Origin of the sequence: Rhizobium sp. 268, assembly GCF_036571585.1 — a bacterium.
In the GTDB taxonomy this organism is placed as follows: domain Bacteria; phylum Pseudomonadota; class Alphaproteobacteria; order Rhizobiales; family Rhizobiaceae; genus Rhizobium; species Rhizobium redzepovicii.
In genome coordinates this window covers 41,940-54,660 of the sequence record NZ_JAPPSO010000009.1, presented here as the reverse complement: position 1 = coordinate 54,660, position 12,721 = coordinate 41,940, and the positions used below count along the sequence as shown (strand labels likewise).

General features: G+C 60.6%; 12 protein-coding genes. 6 read left to right on the top strand and 6 right to left on the bottom strand.

Features of this window, described 5'->3' with window-relative positions; genetic code table 11:
* Positions 1-64: 64 nt before the first annotated feature.
* Positions 65-994, bottom strand: coding sequence for a helix-turn-helix domain-containing protein (locus OS035_RS18440; protein ID WP_097625238.1), 930 nt, complete (start codon positions 992-994; stop codon positions 65-67).
* A 227-nt stretch (positions 995-1,221) separates the two neighbouring features.
* A complete protein-coding gene (ald, locus tag OS035_RS18435) occupies positions 1,222-2,340 on the bottom strand; it encodes an alanine dehydrogenase (protein ID WP_097625237.1) in 1,119 nt (372 codons plus the stop codon).
* A 155-nt stretch (positions 2,341-2,495) separates the two neighbouring features.
* Between ald and OS035_RS18430 the strand changes: the two genes are divergently transcribed.
* The 4 genes from OS035_RS18430 to OS035_RS18415 all read left to right on the top strand — a co-directional run bounded on the left by OS035_RS18430 (position 2,496) and on the right by OS035_RS18415 (position 6,672).
* Positions 2,496-2,957 (top strand): Lrp/AsnC family transcriptional regulator, encoded by a 462-nt coding sequence (locus OS035_RS18430; RefSeq protein WP_003587050.1) that lies wholly within the window; start codon positions 2,496-2,498, stop codon positions 2,955-2,957.
* 62 nt (positions 2,958-3,019) lie between these two features.
* Positions 3,020-3,901 (top strand): DMT family transporter, encoded by an 882-nt coding sequence (locus tag OS035_RS18425; protein WP_097625236.1) that lies wholly within the window; start codon positions 3,020-3,022, stop codon positions 3,899-3,901.
* 85 nt (positions 3,902-3,986) lie between these two features.
* A complete protein-coding gene (locus OS035_RS18420; RefSeq protein ID WP_097625235.1) occupies positions 3,987-4,394 on the top strand; it encodes a PilZ domain-containing protein in 408 nt (135 codons plus the stop codon).
* 289 nt (positions 4,395-4,683) lie between these two features.
* Positions 4,684-6,672 carry a bifunctional 2',3'-cyclic-nucleotide 2'-phosphodiesterase/3'-nucleotidase gene (locus tag OS035_RS18415; RefSeq protein WP_097625234.1) on the top strand — a complete coding sequence of 663 codons (1,989 nt, stop codon included), beginning with the start codon at positions 4,684-4,686 and terminating at the stop codon, positions 6,670-6,672.
* 37 nt (positions 6,673-6,709) lie between these two features.
* On the opposite strand, the gene OS035_RS18410 is transcribed toward OS035_RS18415, so the two are convergent.
* Positions 6,710-7,678: a LysR family transcriptional regulator gene (locus OS035_RS18410; RefSeq protein WP_097625456.1), complete on the bottom strand. Its 969-nt coding sequence runs from the start codon at positions 7,676-7,678 to the stop codon at positions 6,710-6,712.
* Positions 7,679-7,815: 137 nt separating this feature from the next.
* Here OS035_RS18410 and OS035_RS18405 point away from each other — a divergent pair, with 137 nt between their 5' ends.
* A complete protein-coding gene (locus tag OS035_RS18405) occupies positions 7,816-8,430 on the top strand; it encodes an FMN-dependent NADH-azoreductase (protein WP_097625233.1) in 615 nt (204 codons plus the stop codon).
* Between the two features lie 53 nt (positions 8,431-8,483).
* Here OS035_RS18405 and OS035_RS18400 read toward each other — a convergent pair whose 3' ends face one another.
* Positions 8,484-9,056: a TetR/AcrR family transcriptional regulator gene (locus tag OS035_RS18400; protein ID WP_331813970.1), complete on the bottom strand. Its 573-nt coding sequence runs from the start codon at positions 9,054-9,056 to the stop codon at positions 8,484-8,486.
* Between the two features lie 160 nt (positions 9,057-9,216).
* Between OS035_RS18400 and OS035_RS18395 the strand changes: the two genes are divergently transcribed.
* Positions 9,217-9,993, top strand: a complete 777-nt coding sequence (locus OS035_RS18395) for a glucose 1-dehydrogenase (RefSeq protein WP_012557430.1) — start codon at positions 9,217-9,219, stop codon at positions 9,991-9,993.
* Between the two features lie 40 nt (positions 9,994-10,033).
* Here OS035_RS18395 and OS035_RS18390 read toward each other — a convergent pair whose 3' ends face one another.
* Complete coding sequence (locus OS035_RS18390; RefSeq protein ID WP_097625231.1) at positions 10,034-11,224, bottom strand: MFS transporter; 1,191 nt, start codon at positions 11,222-11,224, stop codon at positions 10,034-10,036.
* Between the two features lie 181 nt (positions 11,225-11,405).
* Positions 11,406-12,677, bottom strand: a complete 1,272-nt coding sequence (locus OS035_RS18385) for a GGDEF domain-containing protein (protein WP_097625455.1) — start codon at positions 12,675-12,677, stop codon at positions 11,406-11,408.
* Between the last annotated feature and the right edge of the window lie 44 nt (positions 12,678-12,721).

The following is a 12,721-nucleotide window of genomic DNA, read 5'->3' as shown; positions in this document are numbered from 1 at the left end:
CGACATGCGTAGAAACTGAGACCTAAAGCGCAATGAGCGAATCTGAAAAAGATCGCGACGCGCTTTAGCTGCGACGGTAGTCGCTGGGGGAGACGCCAGCCTCCCGGCGGAAAATCTGAGCAAAATGGCTAGGGCTCGAATACCCCACGGACATGCCGATCTCGATGATGCTGGTGCTGGTTTCCTGCAGAAGTTGCTGGGCTTTGGCTATGCGTTGGCGAATGAAATAATGGGATGGAGAGAGGCCGGTGGCCTTCTTGAAGAGGCGGCTGAAGTGAAAAGCGCTCATGCCGGCCGTTTGCGCCAGACGTGCGAGATCAAACGGCTCTTCAAGGTTGGCTTCCATGAATGCGATCGCCCGCCGTAGCTTGGCGCCCGGGAGGGCATTTGACGGCCGTGCCTCTGCGTCGAATGTTGCATATTGTCGGATAAGGTGAACAGCGAGCGTCTGCGCCAATCCCTGCACGAAGAGCCGACTTCCCTGCCCTTCTGCCGTCAGTTCAGCATGGATCAGTTCCAGCATGCTGGAGAGATGTTGGTCGCGGCCACCCGATATGTCGCGCAGGCGCATGGCGCTGGCAGCCTTGCCGAGAACCCCTTCCGCCACCCGGTCAAACAACGGAACGGAGAGATAGAGATGCATTACCTGGAAAGGTTCGTCTCCCTCGGCGTGCCAGCGCATTTCGTATGGCGTAGGCGACCGCGTCAGAAAAAAGTCCCCGACTCTGACTGTATTGGCCTCCCACTCCCCGCCCAGATCGCGTTCCTCGACACATGCCTGACCTGAGATCACCCAAACAACGAGAGGCTCGGCGACCGCTGGGACAAGAAAGGGATGTTGCACCTTCAGGCGGGAAAACACCTGCACGAATATATCAGTCCAGGCTGGTCCATCCCCGCTGACAAGTGTCCTGCCGGCAATATATGTTTCGAGGCCGATAGGTGATGTTCGAAGCGGAACCGGCGATGTTTGCTCTCGACTATCAACCGTCATTGCTGCTCCGTTTGGATGGCGACTGCCCATCGGCATGATACGATGGCAACTGATCGGGCGGGACACAACTCGTCGCGCTGCGTGACGAGGAAAAGCATAGCCCCAACGCCGCCAACGGTCGCGGTTCGATTACAGGTGCGCCGTCATACAAAGAAGGCGGCATCCCTTCGGATACCGCCCTGCCGGCCGAAAATAGCGCAGTAAGTCGTCACCTAGAGTCAGCTAGCTTACGCTACGTTCAGCACGCTCTCCGGCGCAAAGGCTTCGTAGCCAAGTGCGTCGGCGACCGGCTTGTTGGTGATGCGGCCCTTGTGGACGTTGAGGCCGTTCCTCAGATGCTTGTCTTCGGCGACGGCACGCAGGCCGCGATCGGCAAGCGCCAGGCCGTGGACGAGCGTGGCATTGTTCAGCGCATGCGCCGAGGTGACGGGAACAGCACCCGGCATGTTGGCGACGCAATAATGCACCACGCCATCGACCTCATAGGTCGGGTCGGAATGGGTGGTTGCATGTGAGGTCTCGAAGCAGCCGCCCTGGTCGATGGCGACGTCAACAATGACGGAGCCTTTCTTCATGCCGGACAGCATCTCGCGAGTGACGAGCTTCGGCGCAGCCGCACCGGGGATCAGCACGGCGCCGATGATGAGATCGGCCGAGAAGACCTCCTCCTCCAATGCCTGGATGCTGGAATAACGGGTGTGAACGCGGCCTGAGAAGATGTCGTCGAGCTGGCGAAGGCGCGGCAGCGACCTGTCGAGGATGCTGACATCGGCGCCGAGGCCGGCGGCCATCCTGGCGGCATGCAGACCGACGACGCCGCCTCCGATAACCGCGACCTTGCCCGGCAGCACGCCCGGCACGCCGCCGAGCAGGACGCCGAGGCCGCCATTGGCTTTCTGCAGGGCGGTCGCGCCCGCCTGGATCGACAGGCGACCGGCGACCTCCGACATCGGTGCCAGCAGCGGCAGGCCGCCGCGCTCGTCGGTAACCGTTTCATAGGCGATTGCGGTGACGCCGGAGGCGATCAGACCCTTGGTCTGTTCAGGATCGGGCGCCAGATGCAGATAGGTATAGAGAAGCTGACCGTCGCGCAGCTGCGCCCATTCTGAGGGTTGCGGCTCCTTCACCTTGACGATCATGTCGCATTTTTCGAAGATATCCTTGGCGGAGGCGGCAATCTTCGCGCCAGCCGCGGCATAGGCGGCGTCATCGGCGCCGATCCCGGCGCCCGCCTTGGTTTCCACCCAGACCTCGTGGCCATGGGCGACGTATTCGCGCACCGAAGCCGGCGTCAGGCCGACGCGATATTCATGATTCTTGATTTCCTTCGGGCAACCGACACGCATTGGCGTTCCTCTCCTGTCATCCCGCAACCGCGGATCTCCTCGGATGATGAATCCAACCACCAAGGCGATGAAATGTCCTTGCAAAGACGATTTGCCGAAACGCGATTTTTCGGAGATTATTGCGTTGTCATCGTTATTTTTCGAAAGTTCTTCGAATGGCCGATCTCGATACCATCGATCTTGCGATTCTTAAGGTGCTGCAGGCCAATGCACGCATCACCAACGCCGAGCTTGCCGAAAAGATCGGACTGTCGCCTTCGGCCTGTTCGCGCCGGCTCGACATTCTGGAGAGAAGCGGCGTCATCGGCGGCTATCACGCGCGGCTTTCGCATAAGGCGCTCGACTATAAGATGATCGCCATCGTGCATATCTCGCTCTCCGGCCAGTTCGCCAAGACCCTGGCGGAATTCGAGGCGGCGGTGAAGCTCTGCCCCAACGTGCTCGTCTGCTACCTGATGTCGGGCGAATATGATTATATCCTCAGGGTCGCCGCCCGCGATCTCGAGGATTATGAGCGCATCCATCGCGACTGGCTGTCGGCCCTTCCCCATGTGGTCAAAATCAATTCGAGCTTTGCCCTCAGAGAAATCATCGACAGGCCGAATGTCGGGCTTTGAGACCTTGCATCTTCGCTGAAAGCCTGACCAGACTCTCGGTGTTTCCCGCTCAACGGCATGTCATGACATCGAAGACCCACGGTTATATTTTCGCTCTGCTGGCGATTACCATCTTCTCTCTCCAGGACGCCATCTCGAAACATCTGGCGTCTGCTTACCCGCCGATCTTCGTGACGATGATCCGCTACTGGGCCTTTGCGCTGTTCACGATCATCCTCGCTTCGAAGATGCGCGGCGGCCTCAAGGCAACGGCCCACACCAAACGCCCGCTTCTTCAGGTGGTGCGCGGCGTGCTGCTTGCGGTCCAGGTGGTTCTGGCCATCACTTGTTTTGCCATAATCGGCCTTGCCCGTTCACAAGCGATCTTCTCAGCGACGCCGATCCTCATCGCGCTGCTGTCAATGCCGATCCTTGGCGAGCGGGTCGGCTGGCGGCGGTGGGTGGCGATCGGCGCCGGACTTTTCGGGGTGCTGCTGATCCTGAAGCCGGAAGGCGAGTTTTTCGATGTGAAACTGCTTCTGGCTATCACTTCCTGCTTCAACTTCGCCTTCTATGTCATCGCGACCCGTCTCGTCAGCCGCGACGATTCGGCGATGACCAGCTTCTTCTATACCGGCGTCATCGGCGGCATCACCATGACCATCATCGGCCCGTTCTACTGGAGCTGGATGTCGCCCGGAGACTGGGGCTGGATGGCGCTCGTCTGCATGACCAGCATTTCCAGCCACTATTTCCTGATCCGCGCCTATGATCTTCTCGATGCCGCTGCCGTCCAGCCGCTGACGTATCTGTCACTGGTCTACGCCTCGATCATCGGCGTGACGATCTATGACGAAACGCTCAGCCTCAACACGATTATCGGCTCGATCGTCGTCGTTGCCGCCGGCATCTTCACCGTCTGGCGCGAGCATGTCGTGGGGCGCAGAGCCGCCATGGCCAACTGAAGTTTCATTGCAATTTTAGCCAAGCCACTAAAACCATTTCAATTTTCGGGCGCTATGCTCCCCTGACGTATCCAAGGGAGACCGTATGACCCGCAACTTGAAAATCACGGCGCGAAAAGCCGACCGGCAAAACTGCCGGGTCTTCGGCAGCGTCAAACATCTGAACAGTGAAGTGGATGCCCGCATTCTCAATCTGTCGGTGACCGGCGCTGCCCTGGAGACGAAGACGCCGCTCCATGCAGCCTCCGGCAGCAAGGTGCGCATCGAAGCTGAAAACCTCGGTCTGCTCGAAGGCATCATCCGCTGGAAGCACAACGGCCGTGTCGGCATCCAGTTCGACGTGAATTCGAATGCGCGGGCACAGGTCTCCTCCTATTTCCGCTTTTTCCATAAGGAAATTCGGCCGGTCCTGGCGGTGCGTCAGCTTAGAGCCGCGACCAACGCCGACCGCCCACCTCACTTGGCAACGTCGACGCCGAAACCGTTACGCTGAACCGCCTTCGCGCCGAAGATCCGGCTGAGATCGTCCAGTCGCAGCGGCCGACGTTGACGTCCAGATTGACCGCGCCCTGGCTGCGGCAGTTGGCTGCGGCAGTCAGGCGCTGAGCCTATAATTGATCCTGTCCCCGTCGGCCCCGTCTGCACCATAAATTGCATTTCAAAACCACATCGCCCTTGCTACTCATTGTTTTGCCGTCCTGTCATTTTTGCAGTGTACTCCTCGCCAAATCGTCCTAATTCTGACGGGCCGGACGATGCATGATCCTTCAAGGAGAGTTTCGATGTCTTCCATTTTCGATGTCGGCGTGATGAGCCGCCGTTCCCTGCTTGGCGGCCTTGCCGCCACCTCCGCCCTGGTGCTGCTGCATCCCTTCAGCGCGCGAGCCAGCGCCAACCAGGCGCATCTCCGGCTGATGGAAACGACGGATATTCACGTCAACGTCTTTCCCTATGATTATTATGCCGACAAGCCGAACGACACGATGGGGCTTTCCCGCACCGGCACGATCATCGACAAGATCCGCGCCGAGGCCGTCAACTCGCTGCTGATCGATAATGGCGACGTGCTGCAGGGCAATCCGATGGGCGATTACATGGCCTATCAGCACGGCATGAAGGACGGCGACGTCCATCCCGTGATCAAGGCGATGAACACGCTCGGCTACACGGTAGGAACGCTCGGCAATCACGAGTTCAATTACGGGCTCGACTTCATGTTCAAAGTGCTGTCAGGCGCGAACTTTCCCTTCGTCTGCGCCAATCTGACCAAAGGCCAGCTCGCCTCGGACCCGAAGCAGGACGATCTGTTCTTCAAGCCCTACATGATCGTGGAAAAACAGATCAAAGACGGCGCCGGCAATGAGAGCCCGGTCAAGATCGGCTTCATCGGCTTCGTGCCGCCGCAGATCATGCTCTGGGACATCAAGAACCTCGAAGGCAAGGCGCAGACGCGTGATATCGTCGAGGCCGCCAAGGCCTGGGTTCCGGCCATGAAGGAAGCCGGCGCCGATATCGTCATCGCGCTTTCCCATTCCGGCATCGACGGAGCCGCGCCGTCCGAAAAGATGGAAAACGCCTCGCTGCATCTCGCCGCCGTCGAGGGGATCGACGCCATCTTCACCGGCCATCAGCATCTCGTCTTCCCCGGGCCGAAGAGCTGGGACGGCATCGCCAATGCCGATCCGGTCAAGGGCACGCTGCATGGCAAACCTGCCGTGATGGCAGGATTCTGGGGCTCGCATCTCGGCCTTATTGACCTGCTCCTCGAAAAGGACGGCAACAGCTGGAAGATCGTTGATTTCACCTCGGAAGCACGGCCGATCTATCATCGCGACGACAAGAAGAAGGTGGTTGCCGATTACGCCGACAAGAAGGACGTGGTCGAAGCCGCCAAGGCCGAACACGAGGCCACCCTTGCCTATGTCCGCACCCCCGTCGGCAAGACGTCGGCACCGCTCTACTCCTACTTCGCGCTCGTCGCCGACGATCCCTCCGTGCAGGTCGTCAGCCAGGCCCAGACCTGGTACATCAAGCAGATGCTGGCCGATACCAAGTACAAGGATCTGCCGGTGCTTTCGGCGGCGGCCCCCTTCAAGGCCGGCGGCCGTGGCGGCGCCGATTACTATACCGACGTCCCGGCCGGCGATATCGCCATCAAGAATGTCGCCGACCTCTATCTCTACCCGAATACGGTGCAGGCCGTTGCCATCACCGGCGCCCAGGTGAAAAACTGGCTGGAAATGTCGGCCGGCATGTTCAATCACATCGACGCCGGCGCGAAGGATGCGCCGCTGCTCAACAACGATTTCCCGTCCTATAATTTCGACGTCATCGACGGCGTGACCTACCAGATCGACCTGTCGCAGCCGCCGAAATATGATTCCTCCGGCAAGGCGATCAATCCGGATGCCAACCGCATCCAGAACCTCGCCTTCGACGGCAAGCCGATCGATCCCGCCCAGAAATTCGTCGTCGTCACCAACAACTACCGCGCCGGCGGCGGCGGCAGTTTCCCGGAGATCGCCACTGATAAGGTGATCTTCCAGGCGCCGGACACCAACCGCGATGTCATTGTCCGCTATGTCCACGACCAGGGCACGATCAATCCGTCGGCCGATGCGAACTGGACCTTCAAGCCGCTGCCGGGCACGACGGCAACCTTCGAGAGCGGCCCGAAGGCAAAGCAGTTCCTCGCTGCGGTCAAGAGCGTCAAGATCGAGGATGCCGGCGACGGTGCGGACGGCTTCTCGAAGTTCAGGCTGGTTCTCTAACCAAAAGAAATACGAAGGCGCGTCGGCTGCGCCTTCCCTATTCGGCCGCGAGCGGGATTGCGGGTTCACGCAGTTCCGCGATCTGGGCGTGGAAATCCGCCTGGCTCGGGCAATGGGTAAGCCGGGTGCGGAACGCGTCGATCATCCAGGTGGCGGCAGGTCCGGGCGGGTTGGCGAGCCGGCGCATCGAATAGATGGGATACTCCCCCTGTTCGTAGGCATCGAGATCGAGATGGATGAGCACGCCGCTCAGGAGATCGTCATGGATGAGCGATGCCGGAAGTCCGCCCCAGCCAAGGCCGGCCTTGATCAGCTGATGCTTCGTCGAAATATCGCTGACGCGCCATGTTTTGTAGGACAAAACGTTGAAATCGCGCCCCTTCGTCAGGCCCGACGCATCGGTGACGACGAGCTGCACCTCATCGCGCACGTCGCCGAGCGTCAGCGGCCGGTCGAGCCCGGCAAGCGGGTGGTTAGGCGCGGCGACAGGCATCATGAAGGAGTGACCGATCCGTTCGGTGACGACCGAATCGTCCTGCTTCAGAACTGCTCCGCCGATGCCGATCGTCGCCTTGCCGCCCATGACCAGATCCATGACCATTCCGAGCTCGCCGACGTTGAGGTTCAGCGAAACCGATGGGAACATCTCGCGGAATTCGTGGAGCACATCAACCACGGCCTTTGAGGGCACCATGACGCTAATGGCAACGGAAACCTCCGCTTCGAGCCCTTCCTTCAGGCTCTTGACGCGCGCCCGCATGACCTGCAGGTCGCCGAGGATACGGCGCGCATCCTCCAGCATCGCCCTGCCCGCCTCCGTCAGCTTTGGCTGGCGGGCGCCGGAGCGCTCGAAAAGCGGCACTTCAAGCTGCGCCTCGAGATTGGCGATCGTATAGCTGACGACCGACTGAGCCCGGTTCAGCGCCCGCGACGCAGCCGAGAAGCTGCCGGTCTCGGCAACGGTCAAAAACACCTGCAATTGGTCCAGGGTCGGGTTCGGAAGCATATCCATCCATTCCATCGATAGTTTCGATCGACATTATCACCGTTTTTTCGATAGCAAGCCAGACCTATTTTCCGCTTCGAGACTGCGGCTCACCTCCCAAAACGGGCCGACAAATCCAATTCGAAAGGAAATGCACCATGTCGTCCATCCTTCTTCTGACGTCCAGCCCGCGTGCCGAATCGCTCTCGACGCCGATCGCCGTTGAACTCGCCGAGAAGCTGAAGAACCAGAATCCAGGCAGCGTCCTCGTTCGCCGCGACCTTGCCGCCAGCCCGCTGCCGCATATCGACGACCTCTTCACCGGCGCGATCCGCAAGCCGGCCGAGGCCCGCACTGCCGAGGAAGTCGCCGCCGTCAAGACGTCTGACGAACTCGTCAACGAACTCTTTGCCGCCGACACGATCGTCATCAGCACCGGCCTCATCAACTTCAACATCTACTCCTCGCTGAAGACCTGGATCGACAACGTCGCCCGTGCCGGCCTGACGTTCAAGTACACGGAAAGCGGCCCGGTCGGCCTGCTCACCGGTAAGAAGGTTTACGTGGTGCTTACCTCGGGCGGCGTCTACTCGCAGGGACCGGCTGCCCCCTTGAACCACGCCGTGCCGTATCTGAAGTCGGTTCTCGGCTTCCTCGGCATCACCGACATCGAGACCATCTACGTCGAAGGCCTCGCCTTCGGTCCTGAAGCTGCCGAAAAGGCCATCGACGCTGCCAAGACGCGCGTCCAGGAAATCGCGCTGGCCGCTTAATCGGCTCTTCAACGCTTACCATAGTGCAGCGGCCGGCATTCGCCGGCCGTTTGTCATTTGTCGATAGCAGCGACAAAATCCCGGACCGTCTCGAGAATTTCGGCCGACAGAGCCTCATCGGAGGAAATCCTGGCAAGGCCGACGCCGCCGGCCATCATCGCGAAGGCGATGACCGCCTTGCGCCGTCTTTCCGCGTGGGCTCCCGACGCCTTGCTCGCCAAAGCCTCGAAATTAAGCCGGAGCCGTTCCGTCGCAATCCCCCGCGCCTTGTCGTCGCCACGGGAGATATCGGAGGTCAGGGCGGCGAAGGGGCAGCCCTCGCCGGGATTGTCGCGATGATAGGCGCTCAGATAGCGGTCGGCAACATCGGCGGCCGTCATCTTCGCCGGGTCTATCCCGTCGGCCTCCAGCTTGCGTCCCCATGAATCGAAAGCCGACTGGATCGCCTCGGCGACAAGATCGTCGCGGGAGGCGAAGTGCTTGTAGAAGCCGCCAACGGTCAATCCGGCCTCCTTCATCAGGTCGGCGACGCCGACACCTTCCAGCCCCTCCTCTCGCAGCCGCCTCGACGCAGTCTCCACGATCTTTTCGTGCGTCTTCTGTTTTTCCAGCTGCGAACGACCCATCCGAATCTCCCCGTATCAATTTCGAACGAGCATGATGTCGGTCGAAAACCGCTTATACTTTTCGGCATCATGCTGCTTGACTCATGTAGATTACAATCATAATCCTTGTAGATAACGATCATAATCCAGATCGTTGCCATTTCCAAGAGGAGCATGAATCATGCGTCTAAGAAACAAGGTCGCGCTGATCACCGGCGGCAACAGTGGTATCGGTCTTGCGACCGCCAAGGTCTTCATCGACGAGGGTGCAAAGGTCGTCATCACCGGCCGCAATCCCGAAACGCTCGCCGCCGCCGAAAAGGCGCTTGGGGCCGGCGTCGTCGCGCTGAAGGTCGATGTCACCGATGCCGCCGCCACCGAGAAGGCCTTTGCGGAAGCCGCCGCAAAGGTCGGCAAGTTCGACATCGTCTTCGCCAATGCCGGCATCGGCGGCGCGACACCGCTCGGTGACACGTCGCCGGAGCAATTCAATCAGATCATCAGCACCAATCTCACGGCCGTCTTCTTCACCGTGCAATCGGCGCTGCCGCATCTCAGCGACGGCGGTTCGGTCATTCTCAACGGTTCGGTGCACGCCGTGCTCGGCGCTCCCGGCTGGTCGGCCTATGCGGCGACCAAGGCCGCGGTCCGGGCGATGACGCGCAATATGGCCTCCGAACTCGCGCCGCGCGGCATCCGCGTCAATCAGGTGACACCCGGCGGCACGAAGACGCCGATCTGGTCGCCGATGGCCCAGACGGAAGATGCGATGTCGGCGCTCGAGGCGCGCATCGGCGGCATGAGCCCGCTCGGCCGCATGAGCGAGGCCGACGAAATCGCCAAGGCGGCGCTCTACCTGGCTTCGGATGATTCTGCCAATGTCACCGGCATCGAGATCACCGTCGACGGCGGCATGACGAGTGCCCCCTCCGGCGCCAAGATCTTCCGCGCCGCATGAGCCAGCGAGGGTCGGGCAAATCGGACTTGCCCGCCCTCGATCAGCGGTTCCTTGCGCGGTCGACCACACGAAGCAGGACGATTGCCAGATTGGCGACGGCAAGCAGCAGCAGGACATGGAGCATGGCCTGGATCCCGGAGGAAACGATGAGGTTGCCGGCGATCAGCGGAAAGCCGAAGACGCCGATGAAATAGGACAGCGAGAACAAGAGAAGCGATTGCGGCATGAGACCTGCGGGCGCTTCATTTGCTGCCAGTCCGTTGATGACGGAATAGGTCAGCCCATAGCCCAGGCCCAGCATTGCCGCGGCTCCGAGATAGGCCAGCTGACTTGATGTCACCACCAGGAACAGCAGGATGGATGCCAGCGTCACGCTCGTCAGCACCAGAAGCGAATAGAATGGATCCCTCTTCACCACATATCCCGCCACGAACAGCCGGCTCAGGATGGCGGCGGACATGAAGCCGATGAAGAACAGCGAATAATCGAAACCGTGCGCCTTGGCGTAGCTTGTCTGAAAGCTGGAGAGCCCGCCGAAAATCGCCCCGCCGATGCCGACCATGGCGATGGAATAGATCGCCCGCGAACCTATCACCTGACGCGCTGCGGCAAAGGAGATCTTGTTGACATGCGGCAAAATCTTGCCGGCATTGGTCAGCCTGAGATGCAGCAGGAAATAAAGCGCGCCGCCGGCGAGACTGGAGAGGAAAGCAAAGGCGAAGGCCGTTTCGATCGGAAGGGCCCAGCCGGTGGCAATACGGCCGATGATCGGTCCGGCGCCGATGCCCGACATCATCGATCCCGACAGCAGGGCGAAGAACCTGATCCGGTGCTCGGGTTCGGTGATCGCCGCCACCAGAATAGGCCCGAGCGCATAGAAAGTGCCCCAGCCGATGCCGAGGACGAAACCGACGGTCATCAGGCTAAGCCCGGCTGCCGGGACCGTGGCAAATCCCAACCCGGATGCCGCCAGAAAGAGCGCTGAAACCGCCACCGCCCGCGCCGAGCCGATGGCATCGGCGATGTGGCCGGACAGGATCACGAGAATGACGGTGCTGACGGTCGCGGCCGAAATGATCAGGCCGGCGAGCGCCTCGTTGCCGCCGCGCTGACCGACCAGCACCGGGATCAGAAAGGTCACGCCATAGGCGATCGACAGAAGAAACCCGCCGATGCACAAAACGGCAAATTCGCCGCCATCGACCTTCCTTCGCACAGCTGCATCACTCATATCTCCAAGCCCCTTGCAGGAAAGCTGATCCGTTGCGGCAATGGAGATCACGTTTGCATTGTGCTAACAAGCCGTTTTTATTGTTATTATAACCCATTGAAAAGGCATGATATCGCTGTCAGGCGTTTCGGTTTATGCAACATCACAAACACCGGCAGCGGACGCACTGCGTTTGATCGGGTCAACCGAGTTGCACGACACCGGAACGGCCGACGACACAGTTGCGGCCGCTCTTCTTTGCCGCGTAGAGCCTGCCGTCGGCAGCCGTCAGCACGGCGGTAAAATCGACGCCGTCCTCGTCGGCGGTCGCAACACCGATGCTGACCGTGACCGGCTTGTCATCCGGCGTCTTGACGCTGGTGGCGATCGTCCAGCGCAGGCGTTCGGCAAGCAGCAAAGCTTCCTCGTGATCGGTGCCGGGGCAGACGGCGACGAATTCCTCGCCGCCGAAGCGGAAGATGCGGTCGCTCGAGCGCAGCGTCGTACCGAGGCGGGCGGCGATCGCCTTCAGCACCTCGTCACCCTGGAGATGCCCATAGCCGTCGTTGACATCCTTGAAGTGATCGGCATCGATAATCAGGACCGTGGCGTAGAGACCCTGTCTCAGCGCCTCACGCATCATCAGCGGCGCCTCCACCTCCATGCGCGTCCGGTCATAGACGCCGGTCAGCATGTCGCGACCGGTACGCTCCAGAAGATCGTTGTAGCGCTCGCGGAACGTCAGGTCGCCGAACACGTCGCTGATCGAACGCGCGGAGCCGGCCTTGCCGCCGCGGCGAATACGATATTCATAGATTGCAAACATTGCCGCATAGAGGCAGACGGCAAGCATTTTCGCCTTCCAACCTGCCCAGAATGCGGCGATCGGCACATCCAGGAAATAATTCAGCGCTGCAAAAAAGCCGATCTGGTCGAAGGTCAGCAGCACGAAGCCCGAAATCAGGAAACGCAGGACGACGCGCCGGCGGAAGAAATCGCCGAGTTTTTCGTAAAGCAGAATGATGCCGAGCGAATCGACATAAAGCAGCGCCGTGCCCCAGACCATCAGCCAGCCCATCTCCTGGAGGAAATCGACATCCGGCGTGTGGGCGGGCGACATCTGCAGCGGCAGGTGCAGTTGCAGCACCCAGGCAATGCCGACGGTGAGCAGGTTGCCGAGGAACAGGCCATAGATCGGCTGGCGCACCGTCGCGGCATCTTCCTGTAGGTAAAGCATCAGGATCATCATCAGCTTGCCGGAGAAGAAGACCGACGAGCCCGGCGACACATCCCCGAACGGCAGCGAGACATAGAAGACCGCCGCCAGGTAGGTTTCCATGAAATGCATGACGCCGAGCGCCGTCAGGAAAACCCCGAGACCGAGCCGATGACGGAAGTGCAGAAGCGTCACCATCAGCACGAAATAGGCGACGGCTTCGACGACGAAAAGGGCGAGGTTGAGCGTCTCCATCACCATACCCCGGCTTCAGGCCGGCGCCCTGGACGGAACGCGGGCGC